Genomic DNA, 23178 nt, shown 5'->3' with positions numbered 1-23178 from the left:
GGTCAGAGCGGCGCGATCCGCAGCATCGTGCCGACGACGATCCGGTTCGGGTCGGGCCCGATGAGGCTCCGGTTCGCCGCGTAGAGCGCCTGCCAGCCGCCCTTGACGGCGAAGCGGCGGGCGATCGAGCCGAGCGAGTCCCCCGCCTGGACGGTGTGGACACGGCCGCTCAGCCCGTACCGCTTGGAGCAGACGGGCCAGGCTCCCCAGCCCTGGGTGCGGAGGACCTCCTCCGCGATCCTGATCTGCTGCGGGCGGGTGGCGAGGTCCGCGCGCGGGGCGTATTTCGGTCCGCCGTGCTCGACCCAGGTCGGCTGCCAGAACTGGAGCCCGCCGTAGAAACCGTTGCCGGTGTTGATGTGCCAGCGGCCGCTGCTCTCGCACTCGGCGACGCATCCCCACGGCCACTGGTCGGCGGCACAGGCGTAGCCGGGTACCGCGGCCGCCGCGCGCAGGGCGTCGGCGGAGGCCGAGAGCGCCCCGGAGACAGCCCCGGAAGCCGCGCCTGAGACCGCCCCCGAGACCACCTCTGAAGCCGCCCCTGGAACCGCCCCGGCCGCCGCCGGCGCGACGGCGGTGTCCCACGGTCCCTCGGCCGCGTCCCGGGCCTGTGCGGACACGGGCGTCAGGGTGATCAGCGCCGCCGCGGCCGCCACGGAGCCGGCCGTCCAAAATCGGATCTTCGACATCGGGGCAGGCTAGGCAGCCGCGCGGCACCCCCGGCCCGTGCCGCGCGGAACACTGTTCACACCCCACCCGGTCGGAGTCACGGGCCCCGCCGCACACGCCACCGGCAAGTTGCCTCGCTTCCACGCGTGACCCCGGCCGATCCTGACCCGTTGAACTCGGCATGAGACGCCCGGGATCGGCCCGGCGTCCCCCCGTACCGAGTCCAGGGAGCCCCCCGTGCCGCGCATGCTCGACGTCAGCGAGGACGTACGCGCCGAGATCGGCGACGAAGAAGCCGACCGGCTGCTTGCCGGCGACAACGCCCCGGGCAGCTACGACTGCACCTCCTGCCGCACGCCGGGGGACTCCGAGCAGGAGCGCACCAGCACGGTGCTGTTCGTCGGTGAGGAGACCGCGGTCCTCGCGTTCGCCCACGCCAGCTGCATCCCGTCGCAGGTCGTCAAGGTCGCGGAGGCGCAGCTCCAGGGCGCCGTCGCCTCGATCACGGCGTCGGACGCCGCCGACGCGCTGTCCGCCGCCCACCCCGAGCAGGCCGTGCTCGGCGTCACCAGCGGTCTCGTCCTGATCGAGGGCGAGCTGCACCCGGCGCTGGTCGTGGAGCCGACCGCCCCCGTGGCCCGCCCGGGCACGGACGGCCTCGTCGACGAGTTCCTGCCGCTCCTCGCGGAGCAGGGCTTCCGGCCCGTCGTCGACCTCAACGAGAAGCCGGCGGTGCTGCCGGGCTGGTCGGTCCTGGTCGCCATGGGCCAGCTGCACTCCGTCCTCCAGCCGGGGCCGAGCGGCGCCGGTCAGGCCGCCTGGTGGCAGGCGCACCAGCCGCTCCAGGTCACCGAGGGCTGGCGTGCGGCGGCCAACAAGTCGCACACGGTGCTGGTCTTCGCCGCGCCGGTGGGCTCCATCGGCCAGCAGCCGCGCGAGGACCTGCTGCGGGACGCCCTGGAGAAGGCCGCGGTGAACGGACGCCTGGTGGCGGCCGCGATGCCGCTGGCCGGCACCTGATGGACGACGGCCGGCCCGGCATAGGGCCCGCGCGGTTCCCAGGGGGGCGGGCGGGACCGCCGGCTCCCGCAGGGCTGGGAGAGCCGGGCAGGCCGAGCGGACCGGCAGGACACGTCGGACCGGCGGCCTCCGCTGGACCGGCGTCATCCGTCGCACCAGCGACATCCGTCGGACCGGCGTCATCCGTCGCACCAGCGGCGTCCGTCGGACCGGTGCCGGCGGGCGCCTCTGCGGGGGCGGCCGCCGCGCGGGCCGCGGGCGGCTCGGCGGTGCCGGGGGCTCCGACCGTGCCGCGCCCCCGGCGGGCGTCTCTTTCGGAGAGCCGCCCGCATCCGACCGGCGGCGGGGTCGTTGGCACATACGTGCACCCATACGACCCTTTCCTCCAGCCGTATCCGAGCCAGATCCCCTCCATGCGCCCGGCGCAGGACGTCACGGCGGGCCAGTCGGCCACGCCGATCTACGACGCCCTGTTCTCGGAGTACCGCCGGTCGTTCCGCACGCTGCCGGGTGACCGCAGCGGCGAGGAGGAGGTGACCTTCCGGGCCTTCGGCACGACCGCGAGCACAGGTCTCTACGGCACCGGGCAGGGGTACGGAACCGGGCAGGGATACGGCAGCGGGCAGCGGCACGCCGCCGCGTATCCCCCGGTGTGGACCGCGCAGCAGCACCACACCCCGGCGGCACTCCCGCCGGGTCCCCGCCGGGGCTTCTGACGACGGCGGACACCGCGGCGGACACCTGTGACACGGCTGAGGGCCGGGGCTCGTCGCCCCGGCCCTCAGCCGTGTCGTACCGCGCCGCCGACTACTTCTTGCGGCCGCGCTTCTCGCGCACGCGCACCGAGATGTGGATCGGGGTGCCCTCGAAGCCGAACTCCTCGCGCAGACGGCGCTCGATGAAGCGCCGGTAGCCGGCCTCCAGGAAGCCCGAGGCGAAGAGGACGAACCGCGGCGGCTTGGTGCCCGCCTGCGTGCCGAAGAGGATGCGGGGCTGCTTGCCGCCGCGGATCGGGTGCGGGTTGGCCGCGACGATCTCGCCGAGGAAGGCGTTCAGCCGGCCGGTGGGGACACGGGTCTCCCAGCCGGCGAGGGCGGTCTCGATGGCCGGGACCAGCTTCTCCATGTGGCGGCCGGTCTTGGCGGAGACGTTGACCCGGGGCGCCCAGACGACCTGCTGCATCTCGGTCTCGATCTCGCGCTCGAGGTAGTAGCGGCGCTCCTCGTCGAGCTCGTCCCACTTGTTGTAGGCGATGACGATGGCGCGGCCCGACTCGACCGCCATCGTGATGATGCGCTGGTCCTGGACCGAGATCTTGTCGGTGGTGTCGATGAGGATGACGGCCACCTCCGCCTTCTCGATGGCGGCGGCGGTCCGCAGGGAGGCGTAGTAGTCCGCGCCCGACTGGAGGTGGACCTTCTTGCGGATGCCCGCCGTGTCGACGAACTTCCACGTCACGCCGCCGAGCTCGATGAGCTCGTCGACCGGGTCGCGGGTGGTGCCGGCCAGCTCGTTGACGACGACCCGCTCCTCGTTCGCCACCTTGTTGAGCAGCGAGGACTTGCCGACGTTCGGGCGGCCGATGAGGGCGATGCGGCGCGGGCCGCCGACGGCGTTGCCGAAGCGCTGCTCGGGGGCCTCGGGCAGCTTCTTCAGGACCTCGTCGAGGAGGTCGCCGGTGCCGCGGCCGTGCAGCGAGGAGACGGGGAACGGCTCGCCGAGGCCCAGGGACCAGAGCGTGGTGGCATCGGCCTCGCCGGACTGGCCGTCGACCTTGTTGGCGGCGAGGACGACCGGCTTGCCGGCGCGGCGGAGCAGCTTGACGACGGCCTCGTCGGTGTCGGTGGCGCCGACGGTGGCGTCCACGACGAAGAGACAGGCGTCGGCGGCCTCGATGGCGAACTCGGCCTGGGCGGCGACGGAGGCGTCGATGCCGAGGACGTCCTGCTCCCAGCCGCCGGTGTCGACGACCTTGAAGCGGCGCCCGGCCCATTCGGCCTCGTAGGTGACGCGGTCGCGGGTGACGCCCGGCTTGTCCTCGACGACGGCCTCGCGGCGGCCGATGATGCGGTTCACCAGGGTCGACTTGCCGACGTTCGGACGGCCGACGACGGCGAGGACGGGGAGGGGGCCGTGCCCGGCCTCCTCGATCGCGCCCTCGATCTCTTCGGCTTCGAAACCTTCTTCCGAGGCGAGCTCCATGAACTCCGCGTACTCGGCGTCGCCAAGTGCCCCGTGGTCGTGCTGGTCGTTCATGAAGTCCGTTCCTTGATCATTCGTGGTCGGTGGGTCCCCGAGCCGCGGGGCCCACTACTGAAAGTCTCGCTCAGCGCCCGGTGAGGCGCCTGGCGTTTTCCAGGTGAGCGGTGAGCTGTCCCTGGATCCGTACGGTGGCCTCGTCGAGCGCCTTGCGGGTACGGCGGCCGGAGCCGTCGCCCGCCGCGAAGGCGTCGCCGAAGACGACGTCGACCCGGCCGCGCAGCGGAGGCAGTGCCTTGACCAACCGTCCGCGGCGCTCGGTGCTTCCCAGGACGGCGACGGGGACGATCGGCGCGCCGCTGCGAACGGCGAAGTAGGCGAGGCCGGCGCGCAGCGAGGCGAAGTCGCCCTCGCCGCGGGTGCCCTCGGGGAAGATCCCGAGGACGCCGCCCTGCTCCAGGACGCCCAGGGCGTTGCCTATCGCGTTCCGGTCGGTGCTGTCGCGGTCGACCTTGACCTGCCCGATGCCCTCCAGGAAGGGCCCGAGGGGCCCGACGAAGGCTTCCTTCTTGATGAGGAAGTGCACGGGGCGCGGTGCGGTGCCCATGAGCATGGGGCCGTCGATGTTGTGCGCGTGGTTGACGGCGAGGATGACGGGGCCGGAGGCCGGCACCCGCCAGGCGCCGAGGACGCGCGGCTTCCAGAAGCCGTACATCAGGCCGATGCCGATGCGTCGGCCGACGACGGCGCCCTTCGCGGAGGGCAGGGTCACTTGGCGGCCGTCCGCTTCTCGTCCACCAGGGTGACGACGCACTCGATGACCTGGTCCAGGGTGAGGTCGGTGGTGTCGACCTCGACGGCGTCGCCGGCCTTCGCGAGCGGGGAGGTCTTGCGGCTGGAGTCGGCCGCGTCCCGCTTGATCAGGGCTTCCTTCGTCGCGTGCACGTCGGCGCCCTTGAGCTCGCCGGAGCGGCGGGCGGCACGGGCCTCGGGCGAGGCGGTGAGGAAGATCTTCAGGTCGGCGTCCGGCAGGACGGTGGTGCCGATGTCCCGGCCCTCGACGACGATGCCGTGCTCGGCGCCCTTCGCGATGGACCGCTGGAGCTCGGTGATGAGCGCCCGCACCTCGGGGACGGCGCTGACGGCGCTGACCTTGGAGGTGACCTCTTCGGTACGGATGGGACCGGCCGCGTCGGCACCGTCGACGGTGATCGTGGGGCGGCCGGGGTCCGTGCCGGAGACGATGACCGGCTTGGAGGCGGCGTTGGCGACGGCCTCGGCGTCGGTCACGTCGATGCCGTTGCTGATCATCCACCAGGTGATCGCCCGGTACTGGGCGCCGGTGTCGAGGTAGCTCAGCCCCAGCTTGGCGGCGACCGCCTTCGAGGTGCTCGACTTGCCCGTGCCGGACGGCCCGTCGATGGCGACGATCACGGATTCCACGGTGGGAACACCTTCCTGGGGGAGCTCTAGGGCCTCGGCGGAGATGCAGGGGGCCTCCACAAGGTTACCGAGTCCCACGCACCCGTTCGGCCCAGCCCACGTCCGGCCGCCGTCCGGCCGCTGTCCGGCCGCTTGTCCGGCCGCTGTCCGGCCCTCCTGCGGGGCCCCGATGAGGCCCCGCAGGAGGTGGGTCGTGCGGGCCCGCCCGTCAGCTCGTCCGCAGGGCCCAGCCGCGTTCCTGGAGGGCCGTGCCGAGGGCCGGGGCGGCCGCGGGGTCGACCATGAGCTGGACCAGGCCCGCCTGCTGGCCGGTCGCGTGCTCGATGCGGACGTCCTCGATGTTGACGCCCGCGCGGCCCGCGTCGGCGAAGATCCGGGCCAGCTCGCCCGGCTGGTCGCTGATGAGGACGGCGACGGTCTCGTAGGCCGTGGGGGCGGCGCCGTGCTTGCCGGGGACGCGGGCGCGGCCGGCGTTCCCGCGGCGCAGGACGTCCTCGACGCCCGCGGCGCCGTACCGGCGCTTGTCCGCGTCGGCGGACTGCAGGGAGCGCAGGGCGCGGACCGTCTCGTCGAGGTCGGCGGCGACGCCGGAGAGGACGTCGGCGACGGGGCCCGGGTTGGCGGAGAGGATCTCGACCCACATGCGCGGGTCGGAGGCGGCGATCCGGGTGACGTCGCGGATGCCCTGGCCGCAGAGGCGTACGGCCGACTCGTCGGCCTCCTCCAGGCGGGCGGCGACCATCGACGACACCAGCTGCGGGGTGTGGGAGACGAGGGCGACGGCCCGGTCGTGGGCGTCGGCGTCCATGACGACGGGGACGGCCCGGCAGAGGGCGACGAGCTCCAGGGCGAGGTTCAGGACCTCGGTGTCGGTGTCCCGGGTCGGCGTGAGGACCCACGGCCGCCCCTCGAAGAGGTCCGCGGTCGCCGCGAGGGGGCCCGAGCGCTCCTTGCCGGACATCGGGTGCGAACCGATGTACGAGGTGAGGTCGAGGCCCAGCGCCTCCAGCTCGCGCTTCGGCCCGCCCTTGACGCTCGCCACGTCCAGGTAGCCGCGCGCGAGACCGGCCGACATCGCCTCGGCGAGGGTCGCGGCGACGTGCGCCGGGGGTACGGCGACGATCGCGAGGTCCACGCGCCCCTCGGGCGCCTCGTCGGTGCCCGCGCCGAGCGCGGCGGCCGTCCGGGCGCGCACTGGGTCGTGGTCGCGGAGGTGGACGGTGACGCCCCGGCCCGCGAGGGCGATCGCGGCGGAGGTGCCGATCAGTCCGGTGCCGATGACGAGCGCTGTTCTCACTGGGCGATGTCCTTGCGCAGGGCGGCCGCGGCACCGAGGTAGACGTGCGCGATCCGGGACTTGGGCAGATCGGTCTCGACGTGGGCGAGGAGCCGGACGACCCTCGGCATCGCGCCCTCTATGTCGAGCTCCTGGGCGCAGATGAGGGGCACGTCGTCGATGCCGATGCCGATCCCCCGGGCCGCGGCGGCGGGGAAGTCGCTGTGCAGGTCGGGCGTGGCCGTGAACCAGATGCTGATCAGGTCGTCGGCGGTGAGGTCGTTGCGCGCGAGGACGGCGGTGAGCAGCTCCTGGACCTGCTCGCGCATGTGTCCGGCCTCGTCCCGCTCCAGCTGGACGGCTCCTCGGACCGCTCGTACCGCCACGTCGTGCTCCTTCGCCTGCGTCAAGTGCTCCGTTCAGCCTAGTCAGCGGTGGGGGCGGCGCGTCGCGGCGCCCGCCTTCCGAGACGGAGGACGGGCGCCGGGGGCCCGGCCGGCCCCACGGCCGGACAGGCCCTGGGGCACCGCCTACAGCCGCTGCTCGCGGATGAGGTCCTCCAGTGAGCCCTGGGGCACCGAGCCGTTCGGGGTCAGCTTGTCGACGGCCTGCGGCAGGGACCGGGCGATCTGGTCGGCGGCCTCCTGCGGGCTGACGCCGGCGTCGGCGGCGACCTTCTGGAGGGTGTCGTCCGGGAGGGCTTCGGCGATCTGGGCGCCGCTGACGGGCTGGTTGTCGCCGGTGCCGACCCAGGACTGGGCCTGGTCGACGAGCCCCGACTTCGTGAGCATGTCGAGGAGTCCGCCGAGCGGGTTCGCGCCGTCGGCGCCGCCGCCGCCGGCGCTCTTGCCGCCCGCGAGGGCGCCGAGCAGGGAGCCGAGGATGCCGCCGGCGCCGCCGCTACCGCCCTGGCCGCCGCCTCCGAGGAGGCTTCCGAGGAGACTGCCGAGGTCGTTTCCCGCCATCGTTCTGCCTTTCGTCCGGTACGGAACAGGCCCAATCTCACCCATACCGGTACGCTCCGCCACTCGGCGTACACACCGGACCCGGTAGAACTGTCGGCATGCTGCTGCACGTCGTACCGCTGGCCGACTGGTCCGAAGACCCCGCCGATCCCGCCGCCCCCTACGCCCCGGCGTCGCTCGCCGCCGAGGGCTTCGTCCACTGCTCGCCCGACGGGCCGGCGGCCCTGGCGATCGCCGACGGCCCCTACCGGTCCGTGGCCGGCCCGCTCCTCGTCCTCGTGATCGACGAGTCCCGGCTGAGCGGCGAGGTCCGCTGGGAGGGCTCGGAGGGCCGGCTCTTCCCGCACGTGTACGGAGCGATCGAGCGCGCCGCGGTGACGGCGGTCCTGGAGGTCCGCCGGGACGCGGACGGCCGTGCGAGGGAGCTGACGCCCCGCCCGTAGGCGTGTTGCGGGACCTCGGGCCGGGGCCCGGCCAAGCTGGCGCCATGACTTCACGCGCCACGAACCGCCGGGCCGTCCTGTTCGCCGCCGCGGCCCTGACGACGGGCTGCGGCTCGGACGGCGGGGGTGACGGCGGTACGGCCACCTCCAGCGCCCCGGTCAACGCCGACGGGTCGGCCACGGCGGGCACCCCCACGGGGTCCGCGGCGTCGCCCGCCCCGAGCGGTGCCGCTCCCCTGGCGAAGACGACCGATGTCCCGGTCGGCGGCGGCACGGTCTTCACCGAGCAGAAGGTGGTCGTCACCCAGCCCACTGCCGGGGAGTTCAAGGCCTTCTCCGCGATCTGCACCCACCAGGGCTGCCTGGTGAACAAGGTCGCGGACGGCACCATCGACTGCCCCTGCCACGGCTCCAAGTACCGCATCGCCGACGGCTCGGTGGCGGCGGGACCGGCTCCCCGCCCCCTCCCGGCCGAGCAGATCAATGTCTCGGGGGAATCGATCACCCTCGCGTAACCTCACCCGCATGACCCCGGAAGCGCTGGTGCGCGATCACACGATCTACTCCTGCGTCATGGGCTCGCGCGCCTTCGGTCTGGCGACCGAGGACAGCGACACCGACGTGCGGGGCGTCTATCTCGCCCCGGCGCCGCTGTTCTGGCGCTTCGACAAGCCCCCGGCCCATGTGGAGGGCCCGGGCGAGGACCAGTTCAGCTGGGAGCTGGAGCGCTTCTGCGAGCTGGCCCTGCGCAACAACCCGAACGTCCTGGAGTGCCTGCACTCCCCCGTCGTCGAGCACGTCGACGACCTGGGCCGCGAACTCCTCTCGCTGCGCGGGGCCTTCCTCTCCCGGCAGGCCCACCAGACCTTCGTCCGCTACGCCGCCGGCCAGCGCCGCAAGCTCGACGCGGACGTCCGCCAGTACGGGCACCCGCGCTGGAAGCACGCCATGCACCTGCTGCGGCTGCTGACGAGCTGCCGCGACCTGCTGCGCACGGGCGAGCTCCGCGTCGACGTCGGCGAGGAGCGCGACCGCCTCCTCGCGGTCAAGCGGGGCGAGGTGCCGTGGCAGGAGGTCGAGTCCTGGATGAACCGCCTCCAGGACGAGGCTGACCAGGCTCACGGCACGAGCCCGCTCCCCGCGGCCCCGGACCACGCCCGCGTCGAGGACTTCCTGATCCGCGCCCGCCGCGCGTCGCTCTGACGCCGCTCCCGGCTCGTCACTCCGCCGGGCGCCCGGCTCAGACGTCCCAGAGCGCCCCGAAGGTCAGCAGGTCGCTCCGGTACTCGACGCGCTCCGCCCACTCCTTCGGCCAGGCGTCCGCGCCCAGGTGCGCGCCGGCGAAGGCGCCCGCGAGGGCGGCGATCGAGTCGGAGTCGCCGCGGGTGCAGGCCGCCCTGCGCAGGGCGGTGAGGGGCTCGTCGGGGAAGAGGAGGAAGCAGAGCAGGCCGGTCGCGAAGGCCTCCTCGGCGATCCAGCCGTCGCCGGTGTACTCGCAGGGGTCGAGCTCGGGGTCGGCCGTGCGCTGGACGGCGTCCAGGCGCTCCAGGACGGCCAGGCACTCGTCCCAGCCGCGCCGGACGAAGGAGAGCGCGGAGGGGTCCTGGGAGCGGGTCCAGAGGTCGCCGAGCCAGTGCTCGTGGTAGCGGTCGCGGTTCTCGTACGCGTACGAGCGCAGCTGTCCGACCAGGCCGGCCGGGTCCACGCCCTGGGCGAGGAGGTACACGGCACGGGCGGTGAGGTCGGAGGCGGCGAGCGCCGTGGGGTGGCCGTGGGTGAGGGCCGCCTGGAGCTGGGCGGCGCCCGCGCGCTGCTCCTCGCTCAGCCCGGGGACGAGGCCGATCGGCGCGACCCGCATGTTGGCGCCGCAGCCCTTGGAGCCGAGCTGGCTGGCGTCCTGCCAGGGCCGGTCGCCGTCGAGGAGCTGGCAGGCGCGCAGGCAGGTGTTGCCGGGGGCCCGGTTGTTCTCCGGGGAGTGGTACCAGTCGACGAACTCGTCCCGGACCGGCCGGACGAGGCGCAGCGGGGCGAGGACGCCCCGGTCCATGGCCGTGCGGACGCCCCTGGCGAGGGCGAGGGTCATCTGCGTGTCGTCGGTGACGTACGCCGTCCCCCGGGCGAGCGGGAGCGGCAGCTCCCGCCAGGGGCCGAACGCGGCGAGGATCGCCGGCACGTCCTTGAACTCGGTCGGGAAGCCCAGTGCGTCGCCGAGCGCGAGGCCGACGAGGGAGCCGGTCGCGGCCTGCTTCACCGCGGTACGGGTCGGGTTCGGGGTCATGAGGGTCGTCCTTCCGGTCGCAGGAGGGGCGGGTGGAGGGCCGTGGCCTCGCCCGCCCGGTAGAGAGCGGCCGGTTTCCCCCGTCCGCCGGTGCGGCGCGGCGGTCCTTCCACGGCCCGGACGAAGCCGGGCGTGGTGAGGACCTTGCGCCGGAAGTTGGGGCGGTCGAGTTCGACGCCCCAGACCGTCTCGTACACCTGCCGCAGCTCGCCGAGCGTGAAATCGGGCGGGCAGAAGGCGGTGGCGAGGCAGGTGTACTCGAGCTTGGCGCCGACGCGCTCGCGGGCGTCGGCGAGGATCCGGTCGTGGTCGAAGGCCAGGGGCCCGTACGAGCCGTAGGGCAGCCACCGGGCCTCGGCCGCGTCGCCGCCGCCGCGCGGCTCGGGCAGGCCGGGGACGAGCGCGGTGAAGGCGACGGAGACGATCCGCATCCGGGGGTCCCGGTCCGGGTCGCTGTAGGTGCGGAGCTGTTCGAGGTGGAGTCCCGCGACGGTGGCCTCGGGCAGTCCGGTCTCCTCGGCGAGTTCGCGGCGGGCGGCCGTCTCGGCGGACTCGCGGGGCAGGACGAAGCCGCCGGGCAGCGCCCACTCCCCCGCGTACGGCTCCTGGCCGCGCTGGACGAGGAGGACGTGCAGGCGGTCCTCGCGGACGGTGAGGACGGCGAGGTCGACGGTGACGGCGAAGGGCTCGAAGGCGTGCGGGTCGTAGCCCTCGGGCGCCCGTGGGGTGCTCATCGGTGCTCCGGGTGGGAATCGGCGGGGCGCGTGCCCTCGGCGAGGAGCGCGTCGACGGCGGCGACGGCCGCCGCGAGCCGCTCCTCGTGCGGGCCGCTGAGGACGGCCGTCCGGCGGCCGGAGTGGGCGAGCTGGGTGAGGAAGCGCGCGGTCATCCAGGGCCGCAGGCGCTCCCCGTCGCCCGGCCCGTCGTCCGTGAAGGGGACGCCCCGGTGGTCGGTGAGCAGCCACAGGTGCTGCCGGCCGCGGGCGGCGATCTCCCCGGTCTCGGCGCTCGCGATGCCCAGGTACCGCTCGTGCCAGATGGTGGTGGCGAAGGCGTCGGTGTCGCAGAAGAGCACGGGCGAGCCGTCCCGGGCCGCCTCCTCCTCCCGTTCGGCCTGGCGCTGCGCGACGACGGGGAAGTCGGAGGAGCGGAAGGTGACGTCGGCCCGGGTGGCGCCGGGGCGGTCGGCGCGGAGCTCGGCGAGCTTGAGTGCGCCGAACTCGCGCCCGTACGCCGGTACGCACCGCGTGCGGGCCCAGACGCCGCCGCGCCGCCGGTAGTGGTCGGCGAGGGCGAGGGCCATGGTGGTGGTGCCGGTGGACTCGGCGCCGAGGACGACGACGCGGCGGGTGAGCGCGGAGCGTACCGGCGGCTCCAGGAAGTCCCAGCAGCCGGCGAGGTCGGCGCGGACGGCGGCGTCGGAGACGGGGAAGCGGGTGCGGTCGGGGTCGGGACCGAGGTCGACGCGTACGGCCTCCGCCCCGAAGAGTCGGCCGAGCTCCTGCCCGTACGACTCCGCGTACGGCTCCGCGTCCGCCGGCTCCCCGTACGGCTCCGAGGTGAAGACGGCGTCGACGCGCTCGGGCACGGCGGCCAGCAGGCCGTCGGGGCTGCCGTCGGCGGCTCCGACGACAAAGGCCTCGGGGTGGATCTCGCGCATCCAGGCGACGCGGTCCGCCAGGGGCAGGCTCTCGTCCGTGGAGGCGCGGACGAGCACCGTGAGGCGCTCGCACCGCTCGCGCGCGGTGCGGACGAGGTGGTGGTGGCCGGCGTGCGGCGGGGAGAAGCCGCCAATGACGAGGCCGTGGCCGTAGTCGCGGCCGTGATCGTGGTCGTGGTCGTGGCGCCGCATGCCGCCTCCCTCCTTAAGAGTCACTCTGACTATAAATGGAGGGGTGCTTCTGCCACAAGCACGAGCGGGCACGGGAAAGGCCCGTGACCGACCGGCGGTCACGGGCCTCTCACGGCGAGGAGGGGGGATTACATCCCGACTTCCTTCATCAGCATGCCGACCTCGGTGTTGGTCAGACGGCGCAGCCAGCCCGACTTCTGGTCGCCCAGCGAGATCGGGCCGAAGGCCGTACGGACCAGCTTGTCGACGGGGAAGCCGGCCTCGGCCAGCATCCGGCGCACGATGTGCTTGCGGCCCTCGTGCAGCGTGACCTCGACGAGGTAGTTCTTGCCGGTCTGCTCGACGACACGGAAGTGGTCGGCGCGGGCGTACCCGTCCTCCAGCTCGATGCCGTCCTTGAGCATCCGGCCGACCTCGCGGGGCAGCGGGCCGGTGATGGCGGCGAGGTAGGTCTTCTTCACGCCGTACTTCGGGTGCGTGAGGCGGTGGGCCAGCTCGCCGTGGTTGGTGAGCAGGATGATGCCCTCGGTCTCCGTGTCGAGCCGGCCGACGTGGAAGAGCCGGGTCTCACGGTTGTTGACGTAGTCGCCGAGGCACTGGCGGCCTTCCGGGTCCTCCATGGTGGAGACGACGCCGGCGGGCTTGTTCAGCGCGAAGAAGAGGTGGGACTGGGTGGCGACGGTCAGGCCGTCCACCTTGATCTCGTCCTTCTCCGGGTCGACGCGCATGCCCTGCTCGATCACGATCTGGCCGTTGACCTCGACGCGGGACTGCTCGATGAGCTCCTCGCAGGCACGCCGCGAGCCCATGCCGGCACGGGCGAGGACCTTCTGCAGACGCTCGCCCTCCTGCTCGGCGCCGGGGAAGGTCTTCGGGGTCTTGATCTCCGGCTTGCCGGCGTACCGCTCCCGGTTGCGCTCCTCCGTACGGGCGTCGTACTCGCGCGAGCGGGACGGCTCGGTACGGCCGCCACCGCGCTGCGGGGACTGCCGGGGGCCACCCTTGGCGCCACCGCGTGCGGACGCGCCGCGGCCGCTCTTGGGGCCGCCGGCGGAGCCGCCGAGGCCGGGTACGTCGTACTGGCGCTCTTCGGGACGCGGGTTGCGCGGCCTGCTGCTGCTGCCGCCGCCCTGCCTGTCGTCGCGGCCGCCGCCGGCGCCGCGGTAACCGCCGCCACCGCCGCTGCTGCCGCCGCGACCGGCGCCACCGCCACCGCCGCCGCTGCCACCACGACCGGCGCCGCCGCCGCTGCTGCCGCCGCGGTAGCCACCGCCACCGCTGCTGCTGCCGCCGCGGCCACCGCCGCTGCCGCCGCGGCCGCCGCTGTTGCCACCACGGCTCCCGCCGTTGTTTCCGCTGCTGTTCCTGCCGCTGCTGCTTCGCATCAAATTTCCGTCTTGTCGTCTACGTCTGCGTCCGGATCGAACGACGGGACGCCTTCCAGTGAATCCGGCTCGACCGCCTCCGCCTCGGGGAGGAAGGGCGCGAGCTCGGGGAGTTCGTCCAGGCCGCGCAGGCCCATCCGCTCCAGAAAGTAGTTCGTCGTCCTGTACAGGATCGCACTTGTTTCGGGTTCCGCGCCCGCCTCCTCCACCAGACCGCGCTGGAGGAGGGTCCTCATGACCCCGTCGCAGTTGACCCCGCGGACCGCGGAGACCCGGGAACGGCTGACCGGCTGGCGGTACGCGACGACCGCGAGGGTCTCCAGGGCCGCCTGGGTGAGCCGGGCCTGCTGCCCGTCGAGCACGAAGGCCTCGACGGCCGCGGCATGGGCGGCGCGGGTGTAGTAGCGCCAGCCGCCGGCCACCCGCCGCAGCTCGAAGCCGCGGCCCTGGGCGGTGTACTCGTCGGCCAGCTCGTGCAGGGCGTCGGCCACCTCGCGGGGGGCGCGGTCCAGGACCTTGGCGAGGTGCTGCTCGGTGGCGGGCTCGTCGACGACCATCAGGACGGCTTCGAGGGAGGGCTTGAGGTCGCTCACTCCTGGGCCTCCGTTTCTGGGGCGGATTCCTGGTCTGGGTCCGGGTCCGGGTCGGAGTCCCGGTCCGGGTCGGGTTCCCGGTCGAACTCGTCGGTGACGCGGGTCTCGCCGTCTCCGCCCGCCCAGGTGACGGTGAGCTCCCCCAGAGCCGTCTCCTGGTCGAGGCCGACGGCCTTCTCCCGGTAGAGCTCGAGGAGGGCGAGGAAGCGGGCGACGACGGTGAGGGTGTCCCCGGCGTCCTCGATCAGCTCGCGGAAGGCCGCCGTCCCGCGCTCGCGCAGCAGCGCGACGACCACGGCGGCCTGCTCGCGGACGCTGACGAGCGGGGCGTGGATGTGGTCGACGTACACCTGGGGCTCGGCCTTGGGCTGCATGGCCTTGACCGCCAGCCTGGCGAAGCCCTCGGCCCCGATGGAGATGACGACCTCGGGAAGCAGCTCGGCGTGGTGCGGTTCGAGCCCGACGGTACGGGGGTGGCGGCGACCCTCGGCCTCCCAGCGGTCCTGGAAGATCTCCGCGATCCGTTTGTACGCGCGGTACTGGAGGAGGCGGGCGAAGAGCAGGTCGCGGGCCTCCAGGAGGGCGAGGTCGGCCTCGTCCTCCACCTCGGCCGCGGGGAGGAGCCGGGCGGCCTTGAGGTCGAGGAGGGTGGCGGCGACGACGAGGAACTCGGTGGTCTGGTCGAGGTCGCCGTCGGGGCCCAGGGCGCGCAGGTGCGCCATGAACTCGTCGGTGACCTGGGAGAGGGCGACCTCGGTGACGTCCAGCTTGTGCTTGGTGATCAGCTGGAGGAGGAGGTCGAAGGGCCCCTCGAAGTTCGCGAGCCGCACGGTGAACCGCCCGTCGCCGACCTCGCCGGGCTCGACGACCTCGGTGACCTTGGCGGCCTTGGCGACCTTGGCGACCTTGGCGGGCTCGACCACCTCGGTGGCCTTGGCGGGCTCGACGGCATCGCCGGACTCGGCCGGCTCGGTGGCCTCGGCCGGCTCGACGACCTTGGCGGGCTCGCCGTGCTCGACGGGCTCGACCACCCCGGCGGCCTCGCCGGCCTCCGCAGCCACGACCTCCAAAGGCTCCGCCGGCGCCGGCCCCTGCGTCTCGCCCGGGCCGCGGCCCAGGGGGCGGCGGCCCGGCGGGCGGGACGTTTCGTCAGAGGCGTGGCGCATGGGGGTCCAGGGGGAACGGGGAGCTCGGCAGCCCGCAGGCTACCGTCAGCGGCCGCGCAGGCGGCGTACGAGGATGCTCGCGTCGCCGCGGGACTCCAGGTCCGCCAGGACGACGGCGACCGCCTCACGGACGATCCTGCCCCGGTCGACGGCGAGACCGTGCTCGCCCCTGAGGACGAGCCGGGCGTGCTCCAGGTCCATGAGCTCCTCGGCGGAGACGTAGACCGTGATCTTCTCGTCGTGGCGCTCCCGGCCGCTGGGCCGCCGGTTCGGGGCCCGGCCGCCGCGCCGCCGTGCCGCCGCCGGGGCGGGCACCGCGGCGGAGGGCGCGGACTTTGGAGCGGCGCTCTCGGGCTCCGCCGTCCGGGCGCGCGGTTCGGCCGCCTCGGAGTCCGCCGCCGTATGCTCCGCGGAGCGCTCGGCCGCCGTCGTGTCGCTCTCGCCCGCCGGAGCCGGGACGGCCCGGCGGGGTGAGGACGACTGGAGCGCCGTCCCCCCGGTCGTACGGAAGAGTTCGTCGGCGCCGGGCAGACTCACTCGGCGTGACACCGGGCGAGCACCTCCCTGGCGAGCTGACGGTAGGCGGCGGCGCCCACGGAGTTGGAGGCGTAGGTGGTGATGGGCTCGCCGGCGACCGTGGTCTCCGGGAAGCGCACCGTCCGCCCGATGACCGTGTGGTAGACGTGGTCGTCGAAGGCCTCGACGACGCGCGCGAGGACCTCACGGCTGTGCACGGTCCGCGAGTCGTACATCGTGGCGAGGATGCCGTCGAGCTCCAGGTCGGGGTTGAGCCGCTCCTGGACCTTCTCGATCGTCTCGGTCAGCAGCGCCACTCCGCGCAGGGCGAAGAACTCGCATTCCAGCGGCACGATGACCTTGTGAGCCGCCGTCAGGGCGTTCACGGTCAGCAGGCCGAGCGAGGGCTGACAGTCGATCACGATGTAGTCGTAGTCGTTCATCAGCGGCTTCAGGGCGCGCTGGAGCGTGGACTCGCGCGCGACCTCGCTGACCAACTGGACTTCGGCGGCCGAGAGGTCGATGTTGCTCGGCAGCAGGTCCATGTTGGGAACGGCGGTCTTCAGGAGGACCTCGTCCGCCGACATGCCCCGCTCCATGAGCAGGTTGTAGACGGTGAGGTCGAGCTCCATCGGGTTCACGCCGAGGCCGACCGACAGGGCTCCCTGCGGGTCGAAGTCGACGAGCAGCACCCGTCGGCCGTACTCGGCGAGCGCGGCACCCAGGTTGATGGTCGACGTGGTCTTGCCGACGCCGCCCTTCTGGTTGCACATCGCGATGATCTTCGCGGGTCCGTGGTCGGTCAGGGGACCCGGGATCGGGAAGTACGGCAGGGGCCGTCCGGTGGGGCCGATCCGCTCGCGGCGCTGACGGGCAGCGTCGGGTGCGAGGGTGGCCGCGTACTCCGGGTCGGGCTCGTACTCGGCGTCGGGGTCGTAGAAGTGCCCCTCGGGCACCTCGTCAAAGGCGGCGAAGTGGGTGGACTCTCGGCCCATCTCGTTGCCGGCCGTGGCGTTCACGTGTAGGCCGTCCATCGTCTTCATCGTGTGGGCTGTCGTCATGGGCTGGTGCGTCGCGAAGGTCCGCACCGCGACGGAGCCGATCGGGGCACCTGGCGCACCGCTCCCGGGAGTAATTGTCGACTCATTCACAAGTCGTCTTACCTCCTTGGATGTCACCAGGAACATTTATCGATAGGTCAGCGTGGCACCATGCCGACGGTTGGCGACTCTATGGCGTGTCACCGCTCCGCAGCAACACAATCCGCCGGACCCGGCCCGATGTGTCGGCAACCGAACACGTCTCTGTCAAGGGTGCGCAGGCATGCATCCACACGTTTCAGGGGTGCGCGAAACGGTTAAAGGGTTACGTTCGAGGCGAGTTGCGCGGGCCCCGGACGTGGCCGGACACACAGCCGGCCGGACCTTGTCGAACAAGGTCCGGCCGGGTGTGTGGCATTGACGGCACGCGTTGACGGCGATGCCTCGGGGGTCAGCCCAGGAGGGCGCTCAGCTCGACGTGGTCGAGACCGTGCGCCTCCGCGACCTCCTTGTAAACCACCTTGCCGTCATGGGTGTTGAGACCCAGGGCGAGCGCGGAGTCGCGGCGCAGGGCCTCGGCCCAGCCGTTGTTCGCCAGCGACACGATGTAGGGCAGCGTGGCGTTGGTGAGCGCGTAGGTGGAGGTGTTCGGGACCGCGCCCGGCATGTTGGCGACGCAGTAGAAGACCGAGTTGTGGACCTGGAAGGTCGGCTCGGCGTGGGTGGTCGCGTGGGAGTCCTCGAAGCAGCCGCCCTGGTCGATCGCAATGTCGACAAGGACACTTCCGGGCTTCATCTTGGCGACGAGCTCGTTGGTGACCAGCTTCGGGGCCTTGGCGCCCGGGATGAGGACGGCGCCGATGACGAGGTCGGCCTCGACGACGGCCTTCTCCAGCTCGTAGGCGTTGGAGACGATCGTCTTCACCTTGGTGCCGAAGATCTTGTCGGCCTCGCGGAGCTTGTTGATGTCGCGGTCGAGCAGGGTCACGTGGAAGCCCATGCCGACGGCGATCTGCGTGGCGTTCCAGCCGGAGACGCCGCCGCCGATGACGACGCACTCGCCGGCGTGGGTGCCGGGGACGCCGCCGGGGAGGACGCCGCGGCCGCCGACCGAGCGCATCAGGTGGTAGGCGCCGACCTGCGGGGCCAGACGGCCCGCGACCTCGGACATCGGGGCGAGCAGCGGCAGGGCGCGGTTCGCGGTCTCGACGGTCTCGTAGGCGATGGCCGTGGTGCCGGACTCCAGCAGCGCGTCCGTGCACTCGCGGGAGGCGGCGAGGTGGAGGTACGTGAAGAGGGTCTGGTCCTTGCGGAGGCGGTGGTACTCCTCCGCGATGGGCTCCTTGACCTTGAGCAGCAGGTCGGCGGTGGCCCAGACCTCGTCGGCCGTCGCGAGGATCTCGGCGCCGGCGCCGACGTACTCCTCGTCCGTGATCGAGGAGCCGACACCGGCGTTCTGCTCGACGAAGACCTGGTGGCCGTTGCGGACGAGCTCGTGGACACCCGCAGGGGTGATGGCCACGCGGAACTCGTTGTTCTTGACCTCGCGGGGGATGCCGACCTTCATCGTCGATCACGGTCCTTGAATCTGGGGGGACAACTGGGGCACTGCGATACATACCCGGATGCACTGCGGCGCACCGGGGCAGACCACGTTCGAACGCGGCGGACCCAGTCTAATGAAGGAGTTCCCGGTGTCTAGCCTTTCAAAGTACTAATCTTTCTCGAACCCACTGCGGATTTCGTAGGCTGGGGGATCCGTTTCCAGCAATCGCTCGGCTGCGGCCCTGTGGAGCCTGGCGGCAGCCGGGTCACCGAGCCGGTCGAGGGTGTCGGCGAGCCGCAGCTGGAGCGCCGCCTGGAGCCGGGTGTCCTGCGCCCGCCGGGCCCACTCCACCGCCTCCTCGCAGGTCCGCAGCGACTCCTCGGGCCGTCCCGCGTACTCCTGGACGCGGGCCGCCTCGCTCAACGCCCGTGCGTGGCCCGGGAGATCGGCGAGCCTGCGGTAGCCGGCCGCGGCGGCCCGCCAGTTCCGCAGGGCCTCGCCGTACCGTCCGGCATAGGTCTGTACGGCGCCGAGGCGGCCGTACAGCCGGGCCTGGTCGGGGCGCTCGTCGCGGGCGAGGCGCTGGGCGAGCGCCCGCCCGTACCAGTCGCCGGCCCGCTGCCAGTCACCCAGCTCCTGATACGAGCCACCTACGGATTCCATTGCGCGACCGGTGGCGTACGGATCATTTGCTGCCCTTCCGGCATCCAATGCCAACCGATATCGCAGCAGTGCGTCTTTCGTGCGTCCGGTCCTGGCATCGAGATCGGCCAGGTTCAGCAGGGCCGCCGCCCGCTCGCGGTGCAGTCCGCGCCGCTCGGCCACGTCCAGGACGAGCTGGTGGAGGCCGTACAGCTGGGGCGCCGCGGCCTCGGCGCCGCGGTGCGCGGCCAGCGCCCTGACCAGGGAGGCGATCAGGCGGCGGGCCAGGGTGTCGAGCTCCCCGTCGGCGACGGCGAGGCGGGCGGAGGCCAGCAGGACGGGCTGCCGGGAGCGGAGCCAGTCGGCCCCGGCCTCCCGGGTCGGGAACCGCAGGGCGCGCGGCAGACCGGCCAGTTTCCGCCGGGCGGGCGAGCCCTCGGGTTCGGTGACCGCACGGCACGACTGGAGGAGCCGTACGGTCCGCTCCAGCATCCGGGCCCGGGCGAGCTGCACCTCGGCGGGCCGGTCGCGCTCCTCCAGCTGAGCGCGAAGGAGGGGGACGAGATGGGCGGGGACCTCGTACTGGCCGTCGTCGCCGCCGGAGACGAGCCCCAGGGCGGCGAAGTCGGCGAGGGTGGTGTCGGCCGCGGAGACCGAGCAGCCGGCCAGGGCGGAGGCGGTGTGGGCGTCGGCCCGGCCGAGCGGGGCCAGGGAGAGGAATCGCAGTATCCGGGCGGCGGTCGCGGGCAGCGCCTCGTGGGCGAGCAGGAAGGTCCGGGTGAGCGGGTCGCCGCTCAGCCCGCGCAGCTGCTTCGCGAGGTCGGCGACGGAGGCCTTGGGGCGGGTGGCGAGCCAGCCCCCGGCGAGGACGACGGCGGCGGGCATCCCCCCGCACGTCTCGACGAGGGTCTCGGCGGCCTGCGGGTCGACGGTGATGCGCACGGAGCCGGTGAAGGCCGTGAGCAGCTCGATGGCCGACTTGGGGTCGAGCCCGCCGAGGGTGCAGGGCCGTACGTCGGGGATGCCGGTGAGCGGTCCGCGCGAGACGCCGACGACCAGGGTGTCGGGGTTGTCGGGGATCAGCGGGTCGGCCTGCTCGGCGTCGACGGCGTCGTCGAGGATCAGGACGGCCCGGCGCCCGGCGAGGGCGTGCCGGACCAGTTCGGTCAGCTCGTCCTCGCCGGCGCCGGGCGGCTCGGCCACGCCGAGCGCGGCCAGGAGTTCCTGGGCGACGCGGGCGGTGGGGACGGGGTCGCCGCCGGGCTCGGTGAGCCGGGCGCGGAACACCCCGTCGGGGTAGCGGTCGGCGAGCCCGCCGGCCAGCTCCTCGGCGAGGGCGGTACGCCCGGAGCCCGGCTTGCCGGCGACGAGCAGGACCCGGGCGCGGGGTGCCTTGCGGCCCGTGAGGGTGTCGAGGCCGGTCCGTTCGATGTCGGCGCGCAGGGCCTTCAACTCCCGCTGCCGGCCGAAGAACCGCCGGCCCACGGCCGCCGCCACCGCCTGATCCGTCACGGGCCACGCTCCCGTCCACCTGCGCACGAGCCGATCCCGCGGGGGTCTCCGCACGGGTGATTCCGAGCGTAGTTCAGGGCGCGGCACGGACCCGGTGGAGCGCGGCGGACACATCCCCCGATCGGATCAGCCGATGGTCACACCGCCGGGTCGTGAGCGGGCGCCCAATGCGGCAACGCACGTCCGGACCGCGGCGGACCGCGACGTCCCGCTACGGGCCGCGACGCGGGCCCGTTACGCGTCGAACGGGCGGGCCGGCCAGGGCGCCTCCGCCGGGCGCAGCGCCTCCACCCCTTCGCCGGCGCGCGCGGCGGCCAGCGACAGGACGCCCACGACCAGGCAGTTGTTGTGCAGCTCGCCCGCGAGGACCCCCTTCACGAGCTCCGCGAGCGGCACCCGCGCCAGCTCCATGTCGGCCTCCTCGTCGGAGACCTCGTAGCGCTCGCCCTCCGCCTCCGCGAGGTCCTGGGCGAGGAAGATCCGTACGGCCTCGTCGCAGCCGCCGGGGGTCGTGTAGACGTCGGTCAGGACCCGCCAGTCGCCCGCCTTGACGTGGGCCTCCTCGTACAGCTCGCGCTGGGCGGCGTGCAGCGGGTTCTCACCGGGTACGTCGAGGAGCCCCGCCGGGATCTCCCAGAGCTTCTGCCGCACCGGGTGCCGGTACTGCTTGAGCAGCAGGACCCGGTCCTGCTCGTCCAGGGCCAGGACGGCCACCGAGCCGGGGTGGACCTGGTAGTCGCGGCTCACGACCGTGCCGTCCGGCATGACCACCTCGTCCGTGCGGACACTGGTCTTCTTTCCCTGGAAGGGGGTCGTCGTCGCGACGACCCGCCACTCCTCCGGGGTGTCCTGCAGCTCCATCTGGGTCCTCCCACGTACGCGCACACACGAAAGCCGGGGTACGCGTCCGTGAGGACCCGTACCCCGGCAACGTTAACGCCCGGCGGTTACTTGGCCGGCTTGCCCGTCTTGCGCTCGACCGCCGCCTTGACCAGGCCCGCGAAGAGCGGGTGCGGGCGGGTCGGGCGGGAGCGGAGCTCCGGGTGCGCCTGGGTGGCGACCAGGTACGGGTGGATCTCGCGCGGGTACTCGACGTACTCGACGAGCTTGTTGTCCGGGGAGGTGCCGGAGAAGACCAGGCCGGCCTTCTTCTCCAGCTCCGCGCGGTAGGAGTTGTTCACCTCGTAGCGGTGACGGTGGCGCTCGTCCACGTACGGCTGGTCGCCGTAGACCTCGCGGACGATCGAGCCCTCGGCGAGCTTCGCCGGGTACAGGCCCAGGCGCATCGTTCCGCCCAGGTCGCCGGCGCCCTCGACGTACGCGAGCTGCTCCTCCATCGTGGAGACGACGGGGTGCGCGGTGGCCGGGTCGAACTCGGTGGAGTTGGCGTCCGGGATGTCCGCCAGGTTCCGCGCGGCCTCGATGACGATGCACTGCAGGCCGAGGCAGATGCCGAGCAGCGGCACCTTGTTCTCACGGGCGTACTGGATCGCGCCGATCTTGCCGTTCACACCGCGGTCGCCGAAGCCGCCGGGGATGAGGATCGCGTCGACGTCGCCGAGCTGCTTCTTGGCGCCGGCCGGCGTCTTGCACTCGTCGGAGGTGACCCACTTGACCTTGACCCGCGCCTTGTTGGCGAAGCCGCCGGCGCGCATGGCCTCGGTGATCGAGAGGTAGGCGTCGGGCAGGTCGATGTACTTGCCGACGAGCGCGACCGTGACCTCGTGGTCGGGGTTGTGGACGCGGTCCAGCAGGTCGTCCCAGGTGGACCAGTCCACGTCGCGGAAGGGCAGGTCGAGCTTGCGGACGACGTAGGCGTCCAGGCCCTCGGTGTGCAGGACCTTCGGGATGTCGTAGATCGACTTGGCGTCGATCGCGGCGACGACCGCGGCCTCGTCGACGTCGCACATCAGCGAGATCTTGCGCTTGATGGCGGTCGGGACCTCGCGGTCGGCGCGCAGGACGATCGCGTCCGGCTGGATACCGATGTTGCGCAGGGCGGCGACCGAGTGCTGGGTCGGCTTGGTCTTCAGCTCGCCGGAGGGGCCAATGTAGGGCAGCAGCGAGATGTGCACGACGAAGACGTTGTCGCGGCCGACCTCGTGGCGGACCTGGCGGACGGTCTCCAGGAACGGCAGGGACTCGATGTCGCCGACGGTGCCGCCGACCTCGGTGATGACGACGTCCACGTCGTCCGTCGCCATGCGGCGGATCCGGGACTTGATCTCGTTCGTGATGTGCGGGATGACCTGCACGGTGTCGCCGAGGTACTCGCCGCGCCGCTCCTTGGCGATGACCTGCGAGTAGACCTGGCCGGTGGTGACGTTGGCCGAGCCGTCGAGGTCGACGTCGAGGAAGCGCTCGTAGTGGCCGATGTCCAGGTCGGTCTCGGCGCCGTCGTTGGTGACGAACACCTCACCGTGCTGGAAGGGGTTCATCGTGCCCGGGTCGACGTTGAGGTACGGGTCGAGCTTCTGCATCGTGACCCGCAGGCCCCGGGCCTTGAGGAGCGCACCCAGGCTGGAGGCGGTCAGGCCCTTGCCGAGGCTGGAGGCGACACCCCCGGTGACGAAGATGTGCTTGGTCGTCGTGGTGTTGGGCGGCATCGCCAAGAGGGGGCTCCCGTGGTCGCG

At 72.9% G+C, this 23178-nt stretch carries 24 protein-coding genes; 5 read left to right on the top strand and 19 right to left on the bottom strand.

From position 1 onward, the window contains the following. Window positions 1–2: 2 nt before the first annotated feature. Window positions 3–689: a transglycosylase family protein gene (locus ACFC0G_RS26210; protein ID WP_376407304.1), complete on the bottom strand. Its 687-nt coding sequence runs from the start codon at window positions 687–689 to the stop codon at window positions 3–5. Between the two features lie 217 nt (window positions 690–906). On the opposite strand from ACFC0G_RS26210, the gene ACFC0G_RS26205 reads away from it, so the two are divergent. Together ACFC0G_RS26205 and ACFC0G_RS26200 are read left to right on the top strand one after the other, a co-directional pair. After that, window positions 907–1689 carry a hypothetical protein gene (locus ACFC0G_RS26205; RefSeq protein WP_376407302.1) on the top strand — a complete coding sequence of 261 codons (783 nt, stop codon included), beginning with the start codon at window positions 907–909 and terminating at the stop codon, window positions 1687–1689. A 413-nt stretch (window positions 1690–2102) separates the two neighbouring features. Continuing rightward, the gene (locus ACFC0G_RS26200; RefSeq protein WP_376407300.1) at window positions 2103–2405 is read left to right on the top strand and encodes a hypothetical protein; all 303 of its coding nucleotides are present in this window, start codon (window positions 2103–2105) and stop codon (window positions 2403–2405) included. Between the two features lie 91 nt (window positions 2406–2496). On the opposite strand, the gene der is transcribed toward ACFC0G_RS26200, so the two are convergent. From der to ACFC0G_RS26170, 6 genes are all read right to left on the bottom strand, one after another. After that, entirely contained in the window at window positions 2497–3945 is a 1449-nt protein-coding gene (gene der / locus ACFC0G_RS26195) for a ribosome biogenesis GTPase Der (protein ID WP_376407298.1), read from the bottom strand. 70 nt (window positions 3946–4015) lie between these two features. After that, window positions 4016–4603: a lysophospholipid acyltransferase family protein gene (locus ACFC0G_RS26190; RefSeq protein ID WP_376407613.1), complete on the bottom strand. Its 588-nt coding sequence runs from the start codon at window positions 4601–4603 to the stop codon at window positions 4016–4018. 53 nt (window positions 4604–4656) lie between these two features. Next, the gene (gene cmk / locus ACFC0G_RS26185; RefSeq protein WP_376407296.1) at window positions 4657–5331 is read right to left on the bottom strand and encodes a (d)CMP kinase; all 675 of its coding nucleotides are present in this window, start codon (window positions 5329–5331) and stop codon (window positions 4657–4659) included. A 208-nt stretch (window positions 5332–5539) separates the two neighbouring features. Continuing rightward, window positions 5540–6628: a prephenate dehydrogenase gene (locus ACFC0G_RS26180; protein ID WP_376407294.1), complete on the bottom strand. Its 1089-nt coding sequence runs from the start codon at window positions 6626–6628 to the stop codon at window positions 5540–5542. After that, complete coding sequence (gene aroH / locus ACFC0G_RS26175) at window positions 6625–6993, bottom strand: chorismate mutase (protein ID WP_376407292.1); 369 nt, start codon at window positions 6991–6993, stop codon at window positions 6625–6627. Before aroH ends, ACFC0G_RS26180 begins: the two co-directional genes overlap by 4 nt. A 144-nt stretch (window positions 6994–7137) precedes the next feature. Continuing rightward, window positions 7138–7572 carry a YidB family protein gene (locus ACFC0G_RS26170; RefSeq protein WP_376407290.1) on the bottom strand — a complete coding sequence of 145 codons (435 nt, stop codon included), beginning with the start codon at window positions 7570–7572 and terminating at the stop codon, window positions 7138–7140. A gap of 98 nt (window positions 7573–7670) precedes the next feature. Here ACFC0G_RS26170 and ACFC0G_RS26165 point away from each other — a divergent pair, with 98 nt between their 5' ends. The 3 genes from ACFC0G_RS26165 to ACFC0G_RS26155 are packed head-to-tail and all read left to right on the top strand — an operon-like array spanning window position 7671 to window position 9218. Further along, window positions 7671–8015: a DUF952 domain-containing protein gene (locus ACFC0G_RS26165; protein ID WP_376407288.1), complete on the top strand. Its 345-nt coding sequence runs from the start codon at window positions 7671–7673 to the stop codon at window positions 8013–8015. 44 nt (window positions 8016–8059) lie between these two features. Further along, window positions 8060–8530 (top strand): Rieske (2Fe-2S) protein, encoded by a 471-nt coding sequence (locus ACFC0G_RS26160; RefSeq protein ID WP_376407286.1) that lies wholly within the window; start codon window positions 8060–8062, stop codon window positions 8528–8530. A gap of 10 nt (window positions 8531–8540) precedes the next feature. After that, a complete protein-coding gene (locus tag ACFC0G_RS26155) occupies window positions 8541–9218 on the top strand; it encodes a DNA polymerase beta superfamily protein (protein WP_376407284.1) in 678 nt (225 codons plus the stop codon). Window positions 9219–9255: 37 nt separating this feature from the next. On the opposite strand, the gene ACFC0G_RS26150 is transcribed toward ACFC0G_RS26155, so the two are convergent. The 12 genes from ACFC0G_RS26150 to ACFC0G_RS26095 all read right to left on the bottom strand — a co-directional run bounded on the left by ACFC0G_RS26150 (window position 9256) and on the right by ACFC0G_RS26095 (window position 23151). Continuing rightward, window positions 9256–10293, bottom strand: a complete 1038-nt coding sequence (locus ACFC0G_RS26150) for an ADP-ribosylglycohydrolase family protein (protein ID WP_376407282.1) — start codon at window positions 10291–10293, stop codon at window positions 9256–9258. Then, window positions 10290–11027 carry an NUDIX domain-containing protein gene (locus ACFC0G_RS26145; protein ID WP_376407280.1) on the bottom strand — a complete coding sequence of 246 codons (738 nt, stop codon included), beginning with the start codon at window positions 11025–11027 and terminating at the stop codon, window positions 10290–10292. Before ACFC0G_RS26145 ends, ACFC0G_RS26150 begins: the two co-directional genes overlap by 4 nt. Next, window positions 11024–12145, bottom strand: a complete 1122-nt coding sequence (locus ACFC0G_RS26140; RefSeq protein ID WP_376407278.1) for an AAA family ATPase — start codon at window positions 12143–12145, stop codon at window positions 11024–11026. The genes ACFC0G_RS26145 and ACFC0G_RS26140 overlap by 4 nt, the downstream gene beginning before the upstream one ends. Before the next feature lie 128 nt (window positions 12146–12273). After that, the gene (locus ACFC0G_RS26135) at window positions 12274–13530 is read right to left on the bottom strand and encodes a pseudouridine synthase (protein WP_376407276.1); all 1257 of its coding nucleotides are present in this window, start codon (window positions 13528–13530) and stop codon (window positions 12274–12276) included. Continuing rightward, window positions 13530–14123, bottom strand: coding sequence for an SMC-Scp complex subunit ScpB (gene scpB, locus ACFC0G_RS26130; RefSeq protein ID WP_376407274.1), 594 nt, complete (start codon window positions 14121–14123; stop codon window positions 13530–13532). Before scpB ends, ACFC0G_RS26135 begins: the two co-directional genes overlap by 1 nt. Then, complete coding sequence (locus ACFC0G_RS26125) at window positions 14120–15289, bottom strand: segregation and condensation protein A (protein WP_376407272.1); 1170 nt, start codon at window positions 15287–15289, stop codon at window positions 14120–14122. The genes scpB and ACFC0G_RS26125 overlap by 4 nt, the downstream gene beginning before the upstream one ends. A 45-nt stretch (window positions 15290–15334) precedes the next feature. Beyond that, on the bottom strand, window positions 15335–15838 hold the full coding sequence (locus ACFC0G_RS26120; RefSeq protein ID WP_376407270.1) for a hypothetical protein: 504 nt from the start codon (window positions 15836–15838) through the stop codon (window positions 15335–15337). Then, a complete protein-coding gene (locus tag ACFC0G_RS26115; RefSeq protein WP_037631020.1) occupies window positions 15823–16848 on the bottom strand; it encodes a ParA family protein in 1026 nt (341 codons plus the stop codon). The genes ACFC0G_RS26120 and ACFC0G_RS26115 overlap by 16 nt, the downstream gene beginning before the upstream one ends. Before the next feature lie 448 nt (window positions 16849–17296). Next, a complete protein-coding gene (gene ald, locus ACFC0G_RS26110; RefSeq protein ID WP_376407268.1) occupies window positions 17297–18412 on the bottom strand; it encodes an alanine dehydrogenase in 1116 nt (371 codons plus the stop codon). 147 nt (window positions 18413–18559) lie between these two features. Continuing rightward, the gene (locus ACFC0G_RS26105; RefSeq protein WP_376407266.1) at window positions 18560–20545 is read right to left on the bottom strand and encodes a tetratricopeptide repeat protein; all 1986 of its coding nucleotides are present in this window, start codon (window positions 20543–20545) and stop codon (window positions 18560–18562) included. Window positions 20546–20779: 234 nt separating this feature from the next. Then, window positions 20780–21406, bottom strand: coding sequence for an NUDIX domain-containing protein (locus ACFC0G_RS26100; RefSeq protein WP_376407264.1), 627 nt, complete (start codon window positions 21404–21406; stop codon window positions 20780–20782). Between the two features lie 86 nt (window positions 21407–21492). Beyond that, window positions 21493–23151, bottom strand: coding sequence for a CTP synthase (locus ACFC0G_RS26095; protein ID WP_376407262.1), 1659 nt, complete (start codon window positions 23149–23151; stop codon window positions 21493–21495). Between the last annotated feature and the right edge of the window lie 27 nt (window positions 23152–23178).

This window comes from Streptomyces sp. NPDC056169, assembly GCF_042268445.1.
GTDB lineage: Bacteria > Actinomycetota > Actinomycetes > Streptomycetales > Streptomycetaceae > Streptomyces.
This window is presented reverse-complemented; position numbering and strand designations above follow the sequence as displayed.

Coding starts and splice junctions, on each gene's coding strand:
- ACFC0G_RS26210 (WP_376407304.1), bottom strand. CDS start 689: ATGTCGAAGATCCGATTTTGGACGGCCGGCTCCGTGGCGGCCGCGGCG.
- ACFC0G_RS26200 (WP_376407300.1), top strand. CDS start 2,103: ATGCGCCCGGCGCAGGACGTCACGGCGGGCCAGTCGGCCACGCCGATC.
- der (WP_376407298.1), bottom strand. CDS start 3,945: ATGAACGACCAGCACGACCACGGGGCACTTGGCGACGCCGAGTACGCG.
- ACFC0G_RS26190 (WP_376407613.1), bottom strand. CDS start 4,603: ATGTACGGCTTCTGGAAGCCGCGCGTCCTCGGCGCCTGGCGGGTGCCG.
- ACFC0G_RS26170 (WP_376407290.1), bottom strand. CDS start 7,572: ATGGCGGGAAACGACCTCGGCAGTCTCCTCGGAAGCCTCCTCGGAGGC.
- ACFC0G_RS26165 (WP_376407288.1), top strand. CDS start 7,671: ATGCTGCTGCACGTCGTACCGCTGGCCGACTGGTCCGAAGACCCCGCC.
- ACFC0G_RS26160 (WP_376407286.1), top strand. CDS start 8,060: ATGACTTCACGCGCCACGAACCGCCGGGCCGTCCTGTTCGCCGCCGCG.
- ACFC0G_RS26155 (WP_376407284.1), top strand. CDS start 8,541: ATGACCCCGGAAGCGCTGGTGCGCGATCACACGATCTACTCCTGCGTC.
- ACFC0G_RS26150 (WP_376407282.1), bottom strand. CDS start 10,293: ATGACCCCGAACCCGACCCGTACCGCGGTGAAGCAGGCCGCGACCGGC.
- ACFC0G_RS26145 (WP_376407280.1), bottom strand. CDS start 11,027: ATGAGCACCCCACGGGCGCCCGAGGGCTACGACCCGCACGCCTTCGAG.
- ACFC0G_RS26140 (WP_376407278.1), bottom strand. CDS start 12,145: ATGCGGCGCCACGACCACGACCACGATCACGGCCGCGACTACGGCCAC.
- ACFC0G_RS26135 (WP_376407276.1), bottom strand. CDS start 13,530: ATGCGAAGCAGCAGCGGCAGGAACAGCAGCGGAAACAACGGCGGGAGC.
- ACFC0G_RS26125 (WP_376407272.1), bottom strand. CDS start 15,289: ATGCGCCACGCCTCTGACGAAACGTCCCGCCCGCCGGGCCGCCGCCCC.
- ACFC0G_RS26115 (WP_037631020.1), bottom strand. CDS start 16,848: ATGAAGACGATGGACGGCCTACACGTGAACGCCACGGCCGGCAACGAG.
- ald (WP_376407268.1), bottom strand. CDS start 18,412: ATGAAGGTCGGCATCCCCCGCGAGGTCAAGAACAACGAGTTCCGCGTG.
- ACFC0G_RS26100 (WP_376407264.1), bottom strand. CDS start 21,406: ATGGAGCTGCAGGACACCCCGGAGGAGTGGCGGGTCGTCGCGACGACG.
- ACFC0G_RS26095 (WP_376407262.1), bottom strand. CDS start 23,151: ATGCCGCCCAACACCACGACGACCAAGCACATCTTCGTCACCGGGGGT.